We start from the raw sequence: 18,091 nt of genomic DNA on the forward strand, positions 1-18,091 counted from the left end.
TTTTATTTCTTTAGTGTTTTGACTCCTTTTTTAGTTCCAACTAAAACTTTATCTACTCTTGTAAATATTCCATTTTCAACAACTCCGGGGATGTTATTTATTTCTTTTTCAAGCTCTATGGCATCATCTATATTCATAAACACATCTATAATCATGTTGCCGTTATCCGTTATAACTGGCCCTCTTTTTCTATCTCCTAATCTAATTACTGCCTCTCCACCCATGTTTGATAACGCCCTCATCACAACCCTATAGGCTGAAGGAATAACCTCTACTGGAATTGGGAATTTCTCTCCCAACTTTTTAACTAATTTGCTCTCATCAACTAAAACAACAAACTCATCTGCGTTGTAATCAACTATTTTTTCTTGAGTATGGCATCCTCCGCCTCCTTTTATTAAAAATAGGGTTTTTTCTTCAACTTCATCAGCTCCATCAAATGCAATATCAACATCATACTCATCCAAGGTAACTAAGGGGATTTCATACTGCATGGCTAACATTTTAGCTTCGAATGATGTAGGGATTCCAAAGACTGTTAGCTCTTCCTCTTTAATCCTATTCCCAAGCTCTCTTATAAATAAAGCCGCTGTTGAGCCAGTTCCTAATCCAACAACCATTCCATCTTTAACTAACTTCACGGCTTCCTTAGCTACTTTTAGCTTTAAATCTTCATTTGACACCCTATCCCTCTTCCATGGCTTTGTGGTTTGTTATTGAAATATTAAGAGTGTTATAAAAAGTTTTTGTAATTTATAAATTTGAGAATATAAATTAAAGTAAGCAAAAAGAAATAATCCATATCTTAAAGAGCATGATTATAAAACTACAAAATCTTTTCATCCTCCAAAGAGTTCAGGATTTTTTAATCTAAATTGTAATAATTTTTAATACTGGTCGAAAAATTTTCTCGGGATTTTCTCTCTTTTGGTATTACTAATTTAAATAGTTTGTTGTATATTTAGATGTGTGAGTATTACTGAGTTTAAGAATAAAAATAGCTTTTTACTTTTGATTTTAATGGTTTAAAAAGAGAATAAAACCTCTAAGAGGTCTGATTTTAACCAGAAGTTCCAATAGTAACTCCAGACGGTAACGTTTCCATCCTCCAAGAGGTCTGATTTTAACATGTATAATAGTAGTAATGATGCATTTAGATGCATGTTTCCATCCTCCAAGAGGTCTGATTTTAACAAATCATAAAGAATGTAAAAGCTGAAGTGAAAAAACTCAAGTTTCCATCCTCCAAGAGGTCTGATTTTAACCTAAAGAAATTTTATACTTTGCTGTTTATGATGAAAAGTTTCCATCCTCCAAGAGGTCTGATTTTAACACATCTGTTATACCACTTACATACTTTAGAACATCTTTGTTTCCATCCTCCAAGAGGTCTGATTTTAACCTTAATGGAACAATATATGCAACATTTGTTCCAGCCATTTGGTTTCCATCCTCCAAGAGGTCTGATTTTAACCAGATTTATCATTCGAAACACCAACAATCAAACAATTTTAGTTTCCATCCTCCAAGAGGTCTGATTTTAACAAGAACCCAAAAGGACGGACGCACCAATATTAAAGGTTTCCATCCTCCAAGAGGTCTGATTTTAACTTGCATGATAAGCTCTATTGGGTTTTGATTGTTGTGTTTCCATCCTCCAAGAGGTCTGATTTTAACAGTAGGTATGATGAACCATCATTAAACACGTTGTGGAGGTTTCCATCCTCCAAGAGGTCTGATTTTAACATGCTATAAAATTTCTGATTATCCCTATTCGTTGCTGTTTCCATCCTCCAAGAGGTCTGATTTTAACGTTAAGGTTGTCAGAAGTTGTTGAAGCGGTTGATGCAGGTTTCCATCCTCCAAGAGGTCTGATTTTAACAGGGCAATCATCGACAATATAATTTTAATCACTCTTCTAATATTTAAGCTTTTCGGAGGTATATTTTTCTAAGGGCAAATAACTACCTTTATTTATAAACCCAACGCTATATAAGCTTTTCCATCATCAATAAAATAGAGCATTTTTATCTTTCTAAATTTGAAAATTTAACTTATTAGTTAGAGAAATCCCATTTAGCTAAATATCCAATCTTAATTTCTAAAAATCTAAATAATTCAATAAATCTAAACATTCCAAATAATTAAATCAACAAACCCTTAGAAATTAAATTTAAATCCTCTAAATCCTTAAATACTAATTAATCATTAACCTTATCAAATTCTAAACACATTCAACGAGACAAACATAACAACATATATCCCTAAATAACACAAATAATAAATTTGTAAAGTTATTTAAGCTTTTTGAACAGGACTTTTAAGCGTATATATACATCATTAATTTTTTGGTGATGCAAAATGTTTATTGGTATTGATGACACAGACAGCCCAAATAAATACTGCACTACCTATATAGCAACGTTATTAATAGAGGAGTTAAAAGGCAATGGATATAGCGTAGATATGCCAAAACTCATTAGAATGAATCCAATGGTTAAATATAAAACAAGAGGTAATGGAGGAGTAGCAATACATGTATTAGATGAGCTGTATTCAAAAGATAAGGAAGAGATTAAAAATATAACAATTAGTTTAGTTGAAAAATATACTGATTTTGAATGTGAAAACACAAATCCAGGTATTGTATTTTTGGATGAAACAAAATATAAAGAAAATAGGGAAAAGCTCAACTACTACTATAAAAAAGTTCTCTATGATATTGTTAGCATTGATTATGCTGAAAAATTCATTTTAAAGGTTGGAGGGGAGTTTATAAAGTATAAATTGGGCAGAGGGATAATTGGAGCTTTAGGGGCTATATCATCAACTCCACCTTATACCTACGAGCTTTTAGCTTACAGAAAGAAGGAGATGTGGGGAAAGAAGAGAGAAATTGATGAAAATAGTGTTATAAAAATGGATAAAGAAACATTCCCTTATACATTTGACAACTATGATTATGAAAACAATAAGGTTTTAATAACACCAAATACTCCATGTCCTGTTTTATTTGGAATTAGAGGAATTGATGCTGAAATTTTAATAAAGGCTATGAACATGATTGAAGGAGAAAAACCGGAAAGGTTTATGATTTTTAAAACAAATCACGGCACAGATGTGCATTTGAGAATGATGAATATTAAAGATATTTATCCAAATACTGGAGTTATTGTTTATGGTAAAGTTATAGAAGAGCCAAGAGACATAGAAGGAGGGCATGTAATATTCAGATTATCAGATGGAACTGGAGAAATCGACTGTGTAGCTTACGAGCCAACAAAAGGATTTAGAGACATTATAAGAAAGCTTATAGTTGGGGATTATATAGCTGTCTATGGAACTGTTAGAGAAGAGCCATTAGGAATAAATATTGAAAAGATAAAAATCTTAAGGTTAGAGAAAAAGTTTGTTAAGGATAAGAGATGCCCATACTGTGGAGGAACATTGAAAGCAAAGGGTAAAAAAGCTGGTTACAAATGCAAAAAATGTAAAAAATCTATTGCTTATGATGAAATTAGAAAGATAGAAGTTGAGAGAGATTTGAAACCCGGATTTTATGAAGTGCCAGGTTCTGCAAGAAGGCATTTAAGTAAGCCAATACAGTTGATTGATTTAATTTAAAACTTTTAAGAGGTTTTTAACATGGATATAGCATATACATTAGCAAGTTATAGAATTTGCTCACCAGAAGAGACCTTCGAAAAAATACAGGAGGCATTAAAAAAGATAGAAACAATAGAGATTAAGAATATACAGCATTTAGATAAAGTAAATATCCCTGTTTATTATTTAAAGAGGAGAGTTGTTATAGATGGGAAGGAAGGGATTGCCATACACTATGGAAAGGGAGCAACTGAAATTCAAGCAAAGGTCTCTGCATGCATGGAGGCAATAGAGAGATTTTCAGCAGGTTATGATAAAAATAAAGTTAAAGAAAAGGCAGACAACCCAATAAACATTGAGGATTTAATACTGCCTCAATATGCTGACAAAAACGTTAAGGAATGGGTTGAAGGTATTGATATTATTAATAATGAAGTTGTTGATATCCCAGCAGATGCTGTTTTTTATCCAACATCTGGAAAGCTGTTTAGAGGAAACACCAACGGCTTAGCAAGTGGAAACAACTTGGATGAAGCTATTTTGCACGCCACTTTGGAAGTTATAGAGAGGGATGCGTGGAGCTTAGCAGATTTAGCAAGAAAAATCCCGAGAAGAATAAATCCAGAGGATGCAAAAAATCCATTAATTCATGAGTTGATTGAAAAGTATGAAAAAGCTGGAGTTGAGATAATCTTGAAAGATTTAACATCAGAGTTTGAGATTCCAGTTGTTGCTGCTGTTAGTGATGATTCAAGCAAAAACCCATTGATGCTGTGTGTTGGTGTTGGCTGCCATTTGCATCCAGAGATAGCTATCTTAAGGGCTTTAACTGAAGTAGCCCAAAGTAGAGCCTCCCAATTACATGGATTTAGGAGAGATGCTAAGTTGAGAGAAGAATTTACTTCAAAAATCCCTTATGAGATATTAAAAAGAATACATAGAAAGTGGTTTGAGTATGAGGAGGAGATATCTATATCTGATATGCCAAACAACGCAAGTTATGATTTAAAAAAGGATTTGGAGTTTATTAAAGACAAGATTTCAGAGTTTGGCTTTGATAAATTGATATATGTGGATTTAAATAGGGTTGGAGTTGATGCAGTTAGAGTTATAATTCCAAAAATGGAAGTTTATACTATAGATAGAGACAGATTATCAAAAAATGCCTTTGAGAGAGTTAAGAAATTGTATTATTAAATTTTTTCTTAATGAGAGAAGTGCTTCAATTCAAAAACATTGAGTTTTTTGTTTTTTTCATTAAGAAAATCTTCTAATATCTTTCTCTCTTTTAGTAATCCAACAGCATCGGCTCTACACTGCCTACAAGCTCTAAATTGTGGGATGTATTTTTCACACTCTTCCCTAACCTTTTTTAGCTCTTCACATGTTGGAGGTCTTAGATTGCTCATCTTATACAATGGGATTAAAGGAATGATGTTTTGCATATAAACAAAGTCCTTTAACTCTTTAGCAATATCAACAACATGGTTCATATTTATCTCTGGGATTAGGACAGTATTTACTTTTATTATTAAGTCCTCATCATAAGCCTTCTTTATCCCATCTATCTGGTTCTCTATCAATATCTTAGCCCCTTCAATGCCGTAATGGACTTTTTTGTCATAATAAACCCACTCAACTATATCCTTCAAAATCTCTGGGTCTATGGCGTTTACTGTTACAGTTACAGTCTTTACGTTCAAATCAGCCAATTTTTTGTAGTATTTATTTAACAACAAACCATTTGTAGAGAGGCATTTTATAAGGTTTGGAAACTTCTCATCAATGATTTTTAAGGTTTCAAATGTCTCCTTATTAAATAAACTATCTCCAGGCCCAGCTATTCCAACAACTTTAATGTTTGGCATATCTTTTAATACTCTGTTTAAATAGCTCTCAACATCCTCTGGTTTTAAGACAGATAAAGCTACTCCTGGTCTATGCTCACATGCCTCTTTACCCAAACTCCTTCTACAGAACTTGCATGCAATATTACATTTTGGAGCTACTGGTAAATGGACTCTTCCGACTTTATCATGAATCTTTTCATTAAAGCACGGATGAACCTTTGTTATATGGGCAAATTTTGACATCTTCTTTTTATCCATAGTATCACATTATTCTGTTTAGATTTAATCTATTTTATAATATTAGTTTATATTTAAAACTTTCTTTGAAGCTAAATCAAATTTAAATGTTCTATAATTGGATGGGAGATTGTGTATAATCCAATCAATATAATTATTCCTCCACTTATTAAAGGAAGTTTTGATACCTTTTTATTTCCAATGTATTTTTTAATTAATTCCTTACTTTCAACAAAAGCTACTGCTAAACCAGTTAATGAAATTGCCAATCCAATGCTGAATATTGCAACATAAACTAAACCATCAAATAAATTTCCTGATGCTATTGACAATAACAAAACTGCCAACGCCGCTGGACATGGAACTAAACCAGCCGATAATCCTAAAGCAATAATTCCCTTTTTTGTATCTACTTTATGCTCATGTGGATGGAGATAATTTTTAACTATCCAAATCCCCACAGCAATTAGAATTAATCCTCCAACAACACTCATCATGTCATGAACAACATTTACATTTAAACTTTCTAATAAATAAATTGATAAAATTCCTAATAAGAATATTACTGCTGTGTGAGATATCGTTATAGTTACCCCTAATAAAATAGCATCTTTTAAATCAGCTTTTGTTCCTAAGATATAGGCTGCTACAACACTCTTTCCATGTCCTGGTTCTAACGCATGCAACATTCCGAGTATGAATGCTGTGATTGTGTATATTAGCTCCACGAAAATCACCATAATAACTACTTTTTATATATCTGCTAATCTAGTAATACTTAGTATTATCTAAGATGCCTTACTATTTAAATAGTTTATTACTAAAAAAGAAAAATTAATCAATACTAAAAATGTCTTTAATTAAAAGTAATAATAAAAAATAATAAAAAACTAAAAAATTCGTTAAAAATAATACAATTAAAGCTTATTTTACCACTAATAAAACACCGTTAAATTTATATAAGATAAAGAATACTGTAAAATTGTTAAGTTTCCTTTAATTTTATTTTGGGGTGATAGCTTGCACATAATGGAAGGATATCTTCCCCCAATGTGGTGTGCATTTTGGTGGATTGTCTCCGGGGTTGTAATGGCTTATGGAGTAATTAAACTAAAAAAACTGCTTGAAGAAAGTCCAGAAATGAAGCCATTGGTTGCAATATCTGGGGCATACATGTTTATCTTAAGTTCTTTAAAGATGCCATCAGTTACAGGAAGTTGTTCTCACCCATGTGGTAATGCTTTAGGGGCAGTGTTATTTGGTGTTCCTATAACTGCTGTCTTAGGGGCTATAGTTCTATTGTTCCAAGCGTTATTCTTAGCCCATGGAGGTTTAACAACACTTGGAGCAAATGATTTTTCAATGGCAATTGTTGGACCTACTGCTGCAGTTATCGCATATAGGTTATGTATAAAAGCAGGCTTAAACTCTTCAATTGCAATATTCTTTGCGGCATTGTTTGGAGATTGGCTAACTTACGTTACAACCGCTATTCAATTAGCAATTGCATTCCCAATACCTTCATTCACAGCAGCATTTACTAAATTTATTGTAATTTATGCATACACTCAAGTCCCATTAGCAATTGCAGAAGGTTTATTAACAGTTATAATTTGGGATTACATTAAGAAACTAAGACCTGACTTGTTGTTAAAGTTGGGAGTAGTTCCAGAAGAAGAGTTAAGACCATATTTAAGCCCCTCTCCCGCAGGAGGTGAGTAAATGGAAACAAAACATATAATCTTATTAGGTTTAGTTGCCTTAATTATTGCCTTACCTTTAATAATGTATGCAGGTAAAGGTGAAGAAGAAGGGTATTTTGAAGGTTCTGATGATATAGGTACTGAGACAATAGAAGAGACAGGATATCATCCATGGTTTCATCCAATATGGGAGCCACCAAGTGGAGAAATTGAAAGTTTATTATTTGCCTTACAGGCAGCAATTGGAGCAATAATTATTGGGTACTATGTTGGATATTATAAGGCAAAAAGAGAAATAACTGCTTAAATCTTTTAATCTTTTTTAGCATCTTAAATTTTAATTTTAAAATTTTTAAGGTGAATTTTATGAAGCACAACACCGTTGATAATATTGCTTTTAGTAATAAGTTGAGACATGTAAATCCAAAATTAAAGGTTATATTTTCACTATCCCTACTTTTAATCTCTGTTTTTTCACAGTCAGCAATAGTCCCATTGTTGATATTTTTTATAATCTCTCTCATACTGTTATTTAAGGCAAAAATTCCTAAGAAAATTTATGCCGTGTTTATAGGAGTTCCATTAGGGTTTGGAATATTGAATTTAATAATGTTTGCCTTTTTATTTGGAACAGTTGAGTGGTTTAAAATAAACATCTTTGGATTTGGAATTCCTGTATATAAGGACGGGATTGATTTGGGATTTTTGTTATTGGGAAGAATGCTTGGGGGAGTTAGTAGTATGTTGTTTTTGGCTTTTACAACACCAATGGTTGAGTTATTTTACATATTTAGAGAGTTGAAGATGCCTGATGTCGTTGTTGATATGATGATGCTAATATACAGGTATATTTTTGTTTTATATGAGGAGTATGAAACAATGAAATTTGCCCAAGAGTCAAGATTGGGCACTTCAAACTTAAAATCAGCCTATAATTCACTTGGGGCTTTAGCCGCTCATTTATTTATCAGGGCATGGGAAAAAGGAGAAAAACTAAATATTACAATGATGTCAAGATGTTATGATGGAAAATTAAGATTATTGCATGAGATAGAAAACCCATCAATCAAATATATCTTATTTATTGCAGTATTTGATATATTTTTAATAATATTGGCATATTTAACAAAGGATTTCAATATAACCTCATATATAAAAATTTAAGGTGAAACAAATGTATATGATTGAAACAAGAGATTTATATTTTAGATATCCTGATGGAACAGAGGTTTTGAAAGGCATAAATCTTAAAGTAAAAAAAGGAGAGATGGTCTCTATACTTGGTCCTAACGGAGCAGGAAAATCAACTCTATTTCTACATTTTAATGGAATTTTAAAACCATGGAAGGGGGAGGTTTTAATAAAAGGAAAACCAATAAAATATGATAAGAAAGGCTTAATAGAAGTTAGAAAGACCGTTGGTTTAGTTTTTCAGAATCCTGATGACCAAATATTTGCCCCCACAGTTAAAGAAGATGTAGCTTTTGGACCTTTAAATCTTGGCTTGCCTAAGGATGAAGTTGAGAGAAGAGTTAGAGAGGCATTAAAGGCAGTAGGAATGGAAGGATTTGAAAACAAACCTCCTCACCATTTGAGCGGAGGACAGAAAAAGAGGGTAGCAATTGCTGGCATCTTGGCAATGCAACCAGAGGTTATTGTCTTAGATGAACCAACATCTGGTTTAGACCCTGTTGGAGCATCAAAGATAATGAAACTTTTATACGATTTGAATAAAAAAGGAATGACTATAATAATTTCAACGCATGACGTTGATTTAGTTCCTGTGTATGCTGATAAGGTTTATGTTATGTATGACGGGAAAATTCTAAAAGAAGGAACACCAAAAGAAGTTTTCAGTGATGTTGAGACAATAAGAAAGGCAAATTTGAGATTGCCGAGAGTTGCTCACTTAATTGAGATTTTGAATAAAAAGGATAACATCCCTATTGAGTGGGGCTTTACTATTGGAGAAGTTAGAAGGAATTTAGCTGAATATTTAAAAGAGAAACGTTAATTTATCATCTTACATTTAAAAATTTTTACATTCTCCTTGTTTAGCATCTTTATTAATTCTTTTTCTTTCTCTTCATTAACTAAGATTATTACACAACCCCCTCCTCCAGCTCCAGTTAATTTTGCTCCAAAACCAAATCTATTTCCAATATCAACAACCCTATCAATTTTAGGGGTGGAGATATTTAGCTTTTTTAACAATTCATGGTTTTTAGTCATTAATTTTCCAAATTCTTCTTTGCTATTTACTTTTAGAGCTTTATCAATAATTTTATCAATCTCTTTAAATATCTCATCTTTATTTTCAATTTTGGCAACTTCATTAACTAATTCTGCAGTTTTTTTCTTCCTTTCCTCAACATAAACAATTAAAAATTTACAGCTTTTTAAAAATTCTTCAAAATTTCCTTTTATTTTTTTGGGTTTGTTGTTTTTTATCTCTAAGATACCTCTGTAGGTTATTGTTGAGGTATCTGTAATACTCGCCTTTCCTTGGATTTCTTTCTCCACTGTATAGCCAAGTTTTGCAATCTCATTATCTTTGAGCTCTTTATCATAAAATTCACTAACAGCCCTTATAGTTCCAATTGTTATTGAGGCAGAGCTACCCAAACCACAACTTATTGGAATTTTTGAGCTAATATTTATCTCAAATCCGGTTTTTGGTTCTATATTAATATAATTTAGTGTGTTTTTTATTGCACAAAGGCAGTATTTGAAATCACCAAAGTTATTTGGGTTGATATTTTTTATATCCTCTAAATTCAACCTTAAGCTTTTGTTCAAGTCATTTAAATTCAAAATTATTTCATTTCTATCTATTTCTCTAATTTCTATGGTTGATGTCAAATCAATAGCCATAGATATAGCCCTATAACCATAAACAACTGCATGCTCTCCAAATAGTATAACCTTTGATGGTGTTTCAATTATCATATTAAGCCCCTATTTCAATAACTCATGTTTTAAAATAAACTTATCAATATAGTCTAACAATTTCGGTAAATCTTTTATTAAATCTTTAACCCCTCAAGAATGTTATTAATTTTTTCAATTCAGAGTCAGGATTTTCCCACACTATCAAATCATCCCAAATAGTGTGGTCATCCTCAGGAACGCCCTCTTCTTCAATTTTTTCTTTCAATTTTTTAAACTACCATATTTTATTTCAAATGTTTTAATCATAGCTTCCAATATCTTCTTACGATGATTGAGATATTCTATTAATGAGTTTATTGTAGCAGTGGGAATGGTAGTGTTCAGGATAATCACCTTAATTTTATATATTCATTAAATGCCTCTCTTGTAGTTCCTACAACAACTCTCTTATATTTTTCTCCATTTTTATTAATAACTTCTTCTAACTTCCCTCTTGCTACAATTTCCTCTCCATTAAAGCACTGTCCAGCGTAAGTGTGAGTAAATGAAACAACCTCTTTTATATTCTCATCATCATAGCACTCAATTTTATAAACTGCAGGATTATCAAAGGCAAAATCATCGTTTAAAACCCTTCCCTCTATTTTTATGAAACCTAAGTTTTTGTATCTTTTATCTCCATATTTCTCATCTATTTCTTCCCATTCTCTTGTGAATAATAAGTCAAACATCGTGTTATCTACAATTCCTCTGTTATATTTTCTCCTCTCATAAAATACAAACTCTTCATAGGTTAAAGTTCCATCTTTAATCCTCTTTTTATAGGCTATCTTCCAAAAATTGTCTGACAGAGGTTTTAACTTATTATCTTCAAATGCCTGTTTTAATGCTTCTCTTCCTTTTTTATGCATATCTTTTCCATAAATTACAAAATCAATATCTGAATTTTTGCTATTCAATTTTAATAAGAGAGAGCCACTAACTCCCATACTTTTAATTGGAACCCCATAATCCTCCAAGATTAAAGCCAATTTTCTACACTTCTCTTCTAATTCATTTAAATTATTTTCCTCATTAATAATCTCTTTTAATCTATCTTTTGGTCTTAGTATCCTTTTAACATCTTCTTTTGGGATAGCATGCATTAGAACATTGTTTATTTCATCATAGAATAAATATTTATTGAATTTCTCTTTTAAAAATTTGTAAGCTTTATGAGTTTCAGCCATTTTTACATATCTTTTTCCGTTAATCTCTCTAATGTTATTCCCTTCTATCTCAAAATCTACAAACTCATAAGGAACATATCTTAAAAATGCAAAAACTCTATCTTCTGGATGACAATAAGTATTTACAGCAAAATACAATCCTTCAACTGTTTCTATAAAATCCCTTATCCTCACCTTCATGATACCACATTTGCTTTTATCTTTTCAATTCTTTTTGTAACCAATTCAGTATATAACTTTCTCAATAACTCAATATCCAAATTAATCTCCCCATTTTCAACTGTGAATGGGATAATATACTCTTTAATTTCTCTATGAGATAGTTTTGGGTCTTTTATTACATAATCTTTAAATGAGGCATTGCTTATAACTAAAGCACCAAAGTTTTTGATGTATTCAATTATAAGGCTATAAGCTTCATCTTCTGAATCACTAATTTTGATGTTACATTCGTTAGCTAAAAATCTGCAGATATCTTTTCCTCTGATTTTATAGTATGTTGCCTTATCTATCACTGTAATAATATTCTTAAATCCAGCATTTTTAATCTTTTTGATTAGGCTTTCTACAGAGTTTGGTGAGAGGTTATGCATATTATTTAAAACGCTTATGGCATCTATGATAACGATTCTTCTTGATGGTTTTGGTGGATAAATTCTTCTAAATATTTTTTCCTCTTTAAGATATTCTCCAAGATAAGAGATAATCTCGCTATTTTCTAAATATTCTTCTAAATCATCTACTGTTGTGAATCTTGTGGAATACCATGAAGGTGATGAAATATTGGCAAGCTTATTTAACATATCTTTTTTTATTTTCATCAACCTTTCTTTTTCTTTTAGTTTGTTGTATAAATCTTTTAATGTTATTTCTCCATCAAGCTCCATATCCATCAAAACTTTCAATAAATATCCCTCTTCGAAAGTTTCCAATCCAAAGTTTTCACAAATCCTCTTTAGCTGCATGTATTCTTCAAGTTCCTTTTTGCTACCAACTCCTATAGCTTTTGCTATTCTATACTCTTCTGCATCTTTAAACCCCTTACTTAGTGCATCGTTGTATTCATAAGCATCCTTAAATCCTCTTTCTAAGGCATCTTTATATTCATTAGCATCTCCAAAACCTGCCTTTAATGCATTAAATAGCTCGTCAAAATCACTGAAACCCTTTTCTATTGCAAAATAGTAGAGTTCAGCATCATTTGAAAAGGTCTCTTCCTCTAAAATTCCATAAAAGAGGTATTCTATGCAATATTTATCATCTACTTTTCTTGCAATACCTTCTTTTACAAGTTTTTCAAGCCCACCAATAAATCCAAGTTCTTTAGCTTTTTTATACTCCTCTATAGATTTAAATCCGGATGACTTGTATTTTTTATATTCTTCAATGTCTCCAAGCTCCAAGTATTCATAATACTCCTCAGCACTCAGCCCTAAAGATTTTGCATTAATCAAGTCAAATAATGTTTTAAATCCATCAGAAGGGATGTAAAATATAACTCCATTATCTACAAAGAAAAATATTTGCTCAATATTATCTACATATCTACAAATTACCTGCTTTCCAAGAACTCTAATCGCTTCAAGAAATTCTTCCACACTTTTGACTTTAACTCTTGGTAAATCCTCAATTTCCTCCACATCTACATATTTTATTAGATTTGCCCTTATTTTTAAAATATTAATCTCTTTATTTCCCATAATATCCCAATAAATTTTGTTAATTTGCTTTTTTGTTACTTTTTATTAATTATCTTATCAATTATCGCATTTTTCATAACTTCTATATTTGGCTCTACACCAGTCCATATTTTAAACGCAACTGCTCCTTGATATATCAACATACCCAGCCCATTTATTGTTTTTGCATTAACTTTTTTCGCCTCTTTCAATAAAACTGTTTCTAACGGATTATAGATTAAATCCATAACCACCATATCTTCTCTCAACTTCTCTGCTTTAACTATTGGTTCAACATCAACATTCGGATACATTCCAATTGGTGTTGCATTAATTATTATATCAATTCCATCTAAATCTATATCTAACCCACTAAATTTAACTTCTTCACCAAATTTCTTATTTAATTTTTCAGAAATTTCTTTTGCTAATGCTTCTGCTTTTTCAACTGTTCTATTGGCTATTATAACATTGTTATCTTTTGCTAATTCAAATGCCACAGCCCTTGCAGCCCCTCCAGCCCCAAATATAACTATATTTTTATCTTTAACTTTTCCAATTTCTTCCTCTAAAGCCATTCTCGCCCCAATACCATCTGTGTTGTAGCCAATTGCCTTCCCATCCTCTATTTTTATTGTATTCACAGCTCCTATTAGTTGAGCATCTTTATCTATCTCATCTAAATACTTCATAATCTCTATTTTGTGTGGAATAGTTACATTAAATCCAACTATTCCAAGAGCCTTAGCCCCATCTATCACATACTTTAAATTTTCTGGCAAGACATCAAAGGCAACATAAACATAATTTAATCCTTTATCTTTAAAAGCAGCATTGTGCATAATTGGTGAGAAAGAATGCTCTACAGGATGCCCAATTAATCCAATAACTTTGGTTTTCGCATCTATCATGCTATCACGTAATTTAGTTTTATTTACAAAGAAAAAGAACAAAAATAAAATAAAATTTCAAAAACACTCAAATTATTTTATTTTTTAATTAACTTAACAACTTCAGCTATCTTTTTACCCAAGTTTCTTGCTGTTTCTAATCCAATGTCATCATTTTTACAATCTCCTGGACTTTTTCCTACACCAGTTCCTCCATAATGGGCAGTTGGGTCATTATCTCCAACAACTATCATTGAATGTATTAAGAAAAAGTTGTGTATCTGTTGAATTGTTGTTTCCTGCCCACCATTTCTACTTGCTCCAACTGCTATAGCCCCACCAACTTTATTTCTTAATTGAAAGCCTATTCTTAGAGGCCTTGACCTATCCATCAGCATCTTTAACTGAGCTGAGACTCCTCCGAAGTAAACTGGTGAGCCGAGAATAATTCCATCGGCTTCTTTCATCTTTTCCAATATCTCATCAACATCGTCAATTATTTGGCAGCTTCCTGTCTCTTTGCACATATTACATCCAATACATGGATTTAATTCCTTATCAGCCAATGATATAAATTCTGTTTCAATTCCTTCCTCAGCAATAGCATTTAAAGCCTCTCTAACTAATAAGGTTGTATTTCCCTCTGGTCTTGGACTACCACTTATTCCTATAACTTTCATACTTCCCACCTCATAGCGATATTATTATCAATTTACTTTTATTAAAATAGCTTTAATAATTTTTCTCATTTCTGCTTTCTCTAAAATAGTTAAGCCATTTTTTAACATTCTGATACCAATCATCCAACAACTCTTCAATAATATCGCTCACTTTATCTAACTCTACGGCGTTGTATATATATTTATACCCAACTTTTTCTGTTACTTTTTTTCTACTAACTAAACCACAATTCATTAGGCTTCTCAAAGCCTTCTGCACTGTAGTTCTGTCTCTATTAACTCTTTCAGCTATCTCCAACACACTTCCTTCTCCATTCTCCAAAAGGTCAAAATAAACTCTTATTTCAATCTCCTGCAATCCTAAAATACACCTCATTAAATCTTCGATGGTAAATTTTTTTAGCCTGTTTATGATAAAATCCTTCATAGTATCACAACAATATAGTTATTATTCTTTATCAGCCAATATCTTTACATAAAACTCTCTTCTTCTCGGTCCATCAAATTCAGCAAAAAATATCCCTTGCCATGTTCCTAATAGCGGTTTTCCATCTTTAATAATAACGGTTTGAGAGCATCCAATCAAAGAGCTTTTTATATGGGCGTCTGAATTTCCCTCTAAGTGTGTAAAATTCCAATTTTTTGGGATTAAATGAGAAAGAAAGTTTATTATATCATGCTTCACTGATGGATCGGCGTTTTCATTTATAGTAACTCCAGCAGTTGTGTGAGGGACATAGATAACGGCTATCCCATCTTTAACCTTTGATTCAGAGATTGCTGAAACTATTTGAGGAGTTATATCCACCAACTCTTCTCTTTTATTTGTTTTTATTTGATATCTGAATAACATTTTATCACCATTTGATATAAATAAGGCAATTTTTTATGTTTATAAGATTTTCTTTAAAGAAAGTATGGCTACATCTTTACTAAAATTTTAAATATGATTGTAATTTGAATATTAAATTTAAGGCTATTATAGTTTTTGCAGATATCTTGAATAAGTAGACACTTATGAACGCCATCCAAAGGAGCGTTCAAATTTTCCTTTCTTAATTTTAATAAGTTTTGCAAAAAACTTTTATAGTTTAAAGCAAATATGGAGGGAGATTATGGATATCAAACATAAAATACCAATTTTATTATTAGTTTTATATATTATTCTTGGAGTGTTTATGCAATATAACGGGATTTCGGAGTTTAAATCTCTGCCGTCTCCAATATACGGTGGAGATTATTACTATCAGATGGGGGTTATTTGGCATATTAGGGAAGGAGGAAATCCATTAGAGAGTTCTTCAATGCTTGGAGGAATGCCTGGTTATCTCCCATTGTATGCATATATATGTGCTAAGTTTTGTGATTTATTTAATTTAGATACAATGGAGGGAATGTTTTATTTCTCAATAGTGTTATTTATTGTAGCGAGTGTTATATGGTTCTATCTATTTAGAGTCTTATTTAAAGATGATTGGATAGCTTTAATTGGAGTAGTTTTAGCAAATGGAGTAAGTGCATATCCTATACTAAAATACACAAACTTTACCCATCAAATTATGCTACCGTTATTTATCCTTACTCTATATTTGGCATTTAAAGAAAGAAAAATAATTTATTATGCATTATTAGGATTTATTTATGGATTATTAACATTATCTCACATGGTTGCATTTGTTGGGGCAACTTTAATAATCTTAACCTTTGTTATTTATGAGATTTATAAAAATAAAAATAGAATACTGGATTATCTAAAAGACAATATCAAAAATTGGGGAGTTTTTGGAGCAATTGCATTACCCATATTAATGCTCTATTGGTATAAGCCAATATTTATTTATCATTTGCATAGACCTTATGATAGATTACATATGGATATTATTGACTTTGGGAGATTAGATGTGCAAATAAACTTTTTATTTAATACGATAAAAACATATTTGTTTAATTTTAGCTCAATTGGAGGATTGATTAATTCTATATTAGTGTGGATTGGTTTGTATGCATTTTATACATCAAAAGAAGATACATTAAAAGAATTCATAAAAATATTTGGAATTGGTGCAATATTTGCAACATTTTGCTATTTCATAACTGAGCCATTATTGAAGATAAACTTTATTCCAACTTACATGCATTGGTTCTATTTGTGGGTAACTGCGATAATTGTTGGATTGTATGGATTAAACTACATAAAAGAAAATCTTAACTTAAACGAATTAAATAAAAAAGTTGTAGTATTTGGTTTATTATTCATTATATTATTTGCAAACTCCAGTTATGCATTTGTTAATTATGTAAATAATGATAGATGGGCAAATGTTGGAAAATACCCAATGCCTGAAATGTATGTTTCTTTACAAAATTATCTATTAAAAAATACAAATGTAAATGATGTAATCCTATCTACAAAGGAGTTAAGCTTTGTAATAAATGCAATTAGCGGAAGGAAGGTTATGGTTAATAGATGGGCCCAACAAAATGACCCATATATGAATTTGCCTCAAAGAGATATGGATGCAGCAGTAATATTATATGGAAATGATACAAAGAAAAAATTAGAGTTGATAAAAAAATACCACATAACATATCTGTATTGGGACTATAATTGGATAAATTCAGAGTTCCAATTTGATAATAATGGTAGAATAGTTGGGATTTATGACCCTTTAATGACTTATGATACAAAAGAAAACAGAAAGTATTTGGATAAATATGGCGTGAAATATATCCCAATGTATTTCTGGATTGACCCATCAGCAAGAAATAACTACATTAGAAAATACCACCTCCTTATAATCTCTCCACAAAACTATTACAACTTTACAAATCCTTGGAAGCCTGATTTAAATAAATATTTGGTTGAAGTTTGGAATTATACTTATAATGGACATAAAATAGCTGTGCTATATAAAATCAAGGTGGATTAAATGGGTTCAGACATAAAGAGGGTGTCTATCATAATTCCAGCATACAATGAAGAAAAAACTATAGAAAAAATTTTAAAAAAGGTTTTAGATGTAAAATTACCATTAGAAAAAGAAATCATCGTTGTGAATGATGGTTCAACTGATAGAACGAAAGAAATTGTCGAACAATTCATAAAAAATCATCCTAACGAAAACATTATACTCATAAATAAAAAAATGGGGGAAAGGGGAGTGCATTAAAATTAGGGATTAGACATTCAACAGGGGATATAATAATCATTCAAGATGCGGATTTGGAATATGACCCAAATGACTATCCAAACCTAATAAAACCAATATTAGAAGGAAATGCTAAAGTTGTTTATGGTTCAAGATTAAGAAAAATGGGGAATAAA

17 protein-coding genes, 1 pseudogene and 1 CRISPR repeat array are annotated in these 18,091 nt (G+C 31.2%); of the genes and pseudogenes, 8 read left to right on the forward strand and 10 right to left on the reverse strand.

The window, feature by feature from the left end; translation table 11 throughout:
- Positions 1-2: 2 nt before the first annotated feature.
- Positions 3-683: a ribose-5-phosphate isomerase RpiA gene (gene rpiA / locus MFS40622_RS00825; protein ID WP_012979771.1), complete on the reverse strand. Its 681-nt coding sequence runs from the start codon at positions 681-683 to the stop codon at positions 3-5.
- A 351-nt stretch (positions 684-1,034) separates the two neighbouring features.
- Positions 1,035-1,882: a CRISPR direct-repeat array (repeat unit 31 nt; unit sequence GTTTCCATCCTCCAAGAGGTCTGATTTTAAC).
- A 479-nt stretch (positions 1,883-2,361) separates the two neighbouring features.
- Between rpiA and MFS40622_RS00830 the strand changes: the two genes are divergently transcribed.
- Complete coding sequence (locus MFS40622_RS00830; RefSeq protein ID WP_012979772.1) at positions 2,362-3,624, forward strand: tRNA(Ile)(2)-agmatinylcytidine synthase; 1,263 nt, start codon at positions 2,362-2,364, stop codon at positions 3,622-3,624.
- A 21-nt stretch (positions 3,625-3,645) separates the two neighbouring features.
- Positions 3,646-4,803, forward strand: coding sequence for a YcaO-related McrA-glycine thioamidation protein (locus MFS40622_RS00835; RefSeq protein ID WP_012979773.1), 1,158 nt, complete (start codon positions 3,646-3,648; stop codon positions 4,801-4,803).
- 8 nt (positions 4,804-4,811) lie between these two features.
- Here the strand turns inward: MFS40622_RS00835 and nifB are convergent, their stop codons facing one another.
- Positions 4,812-5,714, reverse strand: a complete 903-nt coding sequence (gene nifB / locus MFS40622_RS00840; protein WP_048197356.1) for a FeMo cofactor biosynthesis protein NifB — start codon at positions 5,712-5,714, stop codon at positions 4,812-4,814.
- A 71-nt stretch (positions 5,715-5,785) separates the two neighbouring features.
- The gene (locus MFS40622_RS00845; protein WP_012979775.1) at positions 5,786-6,433 is read right to left on the reverse strand and encodes a sulfite exporter TauE/SafE family protein; all 648 of its coding nucleotides are present in this window, start codon (positions 6,431-6,433) and stop codon (positions 5,786-5,788) included.
- Between the two features lie 280 nt (positions 6,434-6,713).
- Between MFS40622_RS00845 and cbiM the strand changes: the two genes are divergently transcribed.
- Genes cbiM through MFS40622_RS00865 form a run of 4 tightly spaced genes read left to right on the forward strand, consistent with a single transcriptional unit; the run spans position 6,714 to position 9,410 of the window.
- Positions 6,714-7,415, forward strand: a complete 702-nt coding sequence (gene cbiM / locus MFS40622_RS00850; protein WP_048197358.1) for a cobalt ECF transporter S component CbiM — start codon at positions 6,714-6,716, stop codon at positions 7,413-7,415.
- The gene (locus MFS40622_RS00855; protein WP_012979777.1) at positions 7,416-7,703 is read left to right on the forward strand and encodes an energy-coupling factor ABC transporter substrate-binding protein; all 288 of its coding nucleotides are present in this window, start codon (positions 7,416-7,418) and stop codon (positions 7,701-7,703) included. It abuts the gene before it with no gap.
- A 59-nt stretch (positions 7,704-7,762) separates the two neighbouring features.
- Positions 7,763-8,560 carry a cobalt ECF transporter T component CbiQ gene (gene cbiQ, locus MFS40622_RS00860; protein ID WP_012979778.1) on the forward strand — a complete coding sequence of 266 codons (798 nt, stop codon included), beginning with the start codon at positions 7,763-7,765 and terminating at the stop codon, positions 8,558-8,560.
- Positions 8,561-8,570: 10 nt separating this feature from the next.
- Positions 8,571-9,410, forward strand: a complete 840-nt coding sequence (locus MFS40622_RS00865; protein ID WP_012979779.1) for an ATP-binding cassette domain-containing protein — start codon at positions 8,571-8,573, stop codon at positions 9,408-9,410.
- On the opposite strand, the gene mvk is transcribed toward MFS40622_RS00865, so the two are convergent.
- The 7 genes from mvk to MFS40622_RS00900 all read right to left on the reverse strand — a co-directional run bounded on the left by mvk (position 9,407) and on the right by MFS40622_RS00900 (position 15,619).
- Complete coding sequence (mvk, locus tag MFS40622_RS00870; RefSeq protein WP_012979780.1) at positions 9,407-10,345, reverse strand: mevalonate kinase; 939 nt, start codon at positions 10,343-10,345, stop codon at positions 9,407-9,409. The two genes, MFS40622_RS00865 and mvk, sit on opposite strands and share 4 nt — an antisense overlap.
- 332 nt (positions 10,346-10,677) lie before the next feature.
- Positions 10,678-11,697, reverse strand: a complete 1,020-nt coding sequence (locus MFS40622_RS00875; RefSeq protein ID WP_012979781.1) for a nucleotidyltransferase domain-containing protein — start codon at positions 11,695-11,697, stop codon at positions 10,678-10,680.
- On the reverse strand, positions 11,694-13,217 hold the full coding sequence (locus MFS40622_RS00880) for a hypothetical protein (protein WP_012979782.1): 1,524 nt from the start codon (positions 13,215-13,217) through the stop codon (positions 11,694-11,696). Before MFS40622_RS00880 ends, MFS40622_RS00875 begins: the two co-directional genes overlap by 4 nt.
- Positions 13,218-13,252: 35 nt before the next feature.
- Positions 13,253-14,107 carry a shikimate dehydrogenase gene (aroE, locus tag MFS40622_RS00885; RefSeq protein ID WP_012979783.1) on the reverse strand — a complete coding sequence of 285 codons (855 nt, stop codon included), beginning with the start codon at positions 14,105-14,107 and terminating at the stop codon, positions 13,253-13,255.
- A gap of 77 nt (positions 14,108-14,184) precedes the next feature.
- Positions 14,185-14,766 (reverse strand): flavodoxin family protein, encoded by a 582-nt coding sequence (locus MFS40622_RS00890; protein WP_012979784.1) that lies wholly within the window; start codon positions 14,764-14,766, stop codon positions 14,185-14,187.
- A 52-nt stretch (positions 14,767-14,818) separates the two neighbouring features.
- Positions 14,819-15,193 carry a helix-turn-helix domain-containing protein gene (locus MFS40622_RS00895; protein ID WP_012979785.1) on the reverse strand — a complete coding sequence of 125 codons (375 nt, stop codon included), beginning with the start codon at positions 15,191-15,193 and terminating at the stop codon, positions 14,819-14,821.
- A gap of 21 nt (positions 15,194-15,214) precedes the next feature.
- On the reverse strand, positions 15,215-15,619 hold the full coding sequence (locus MFS40622_RS00900) for a secondary thiamine-phosphate synthase enzyme YjbQ (RefSeq protein WP_012979786.1): 405 nt from the start codon (positions 15,617-15,619) through the stop codon (positions 15,215-15,217).
- Between the two features lie 262 nt (positions 15,620-15,881).
- Here MFS40622_RS00900 and MFS40622_RS00905 point away from each other — a divergent pair, with 262 nt between their 5' ends.
- The gene (locus MFS40622_RS00905; protein WP_012979787.1) at positions 15,882-17,696 is read left to right on the forward strand and encodes a glycosyltransferase family 39 protein; all 1,815 of its coding nucleotides are present in this window, start codon (positions 15,882-15,884) and stop codon (positions 17,694-17,696) included.
- Positions 17,697-18,034: pseudogene (locus MFS40622_RS09790) on the forward strand (glycosyltransferase family 2 protein); the annotation flags it as partial. It abuts the gene before it with no gap.
- Positions 18,035-18,091: the final 57 nt, after the last annotated feature.

Origin of the sequence: Methanocaldococcus sp. FS406-22 (genome assembly GCF_000025525.1) — an archaeon.
Classification (GTDB): domain Archaea; phylum AGJL01; class Methanococci; order Methanococcales; family Methanocaldococcaceae; genus Methanocaldococcus.

What these genes read in the sequence shown, in the direction of transcription:
- MFS40622_RS00865 (WP_012979779.1), top strand. Translation starts at nt 8,571, where the DNA reads ATGTATATGATTGAAACAAGAGATTTATATTTTAGATATCCTGATGGA.
- nifB (WP_048197356.1), bottom strand. Translation starts at nt 5,714, where the DNA reads ATGGATAAAAAGAAGATGTCAAAATTTGCCCATATAACAAAGGTTCAT.
- MFS40622_RS00890 (WP_012979784.1), bottom strand. Translation starts at nt 14,766, where the DNA reads ATGAAAGTTATAGGAATAAGTGGTAGTCCAAGACCAGAGGGAAATACA.
- MFS40622_RS00835 (WP_012979773.1), top strand. Translation starts at nt 3,646, where the DNA reads ATGGATATAGCATATACATTAGCAAGTTATAGAATTTGCTCACCAGAA.
- cbiQ (WP_012979778.1), top strand. Translation starts at nt 7,763, where the DNA reads ATGAAGCACAACACCGTTGATAATATTGCTTTTAGTAATAAGTTGAGA.
- MFS40622_RS00875 (WP_012979781.1), bottom strand. Translation starts at nt 11,697, where the DNA reads ATGAAGGTGAGGATAAGGGATTTTATAGAAACAGTTGAAGGATTGTAT.
- MFS40622_RS00830 (WP_012979772.1), top strand. Translation starts at nt 2,362, where the DNA reads ATGTTTATTGGTATTGATGACACAGACAGCCCAAATAAATACTGCACT.
- mvk (WP_012979780.1), bottom strand. Translation starts at nt 10,345, where the DNA reads ATGATAATTGAAACACCATCAAAGGTTATACTATTTGGAGAGCATGCA.
- MFS40622_RS00855 (WP_012979777.1), top strand. Translation starts at nt 7,416, where the DNA reads ATGGAAACAAAACATATAATCTTATTAGGTTTAGTTGCCTTAATTATT.
- MFS40622_RS00905 (WP_012979787.1), top strand. Translation starts at nt 15,882, where the DNA reads ATGGATATCAAACATAAAATACCAATTTTATTATTAGTTTTATATATT.
- aroE (WP_012979783.1), bottom strand. Translation starts at nt 14,107, where the DNA reads ATGATAGATGCGAAAACCAAAGTTATTGGATTAATTGGGCATCCTGTA.
- MFS40622_RS00900 (WP_012979786.1), bottom strand. Translation starts at nt 15,619, where the DNA reads ATGTTATTCAGATATCAAATAAAAACAAATAAAAGAGAAGAGTTGGTG.
- MFS40622_RS00880 (WP_012979782.1), bottom strand. Translation starts at nt 13,217, where the DNA reads ATGGGAAATAAAGAGATTAATATTTTAAAAATAAGGGCAAATCTAATA.
- MFS40622_RS00845 (WP_012979775.1), bottom strand. Translation starts at nt 6,433, where the DNA reads ATGGTGATTTTCGTGGAGCTAATATACACAATCACAGCATTCATACTC.
- MFS40622_RS00895 (WP_012979785.1), bottom strand. Translation starts at nt 15,193, where the DNA reads ATGAAGGATTTTATCATAAACAGGCTAAAAAAATTTACCATCGAAGAT.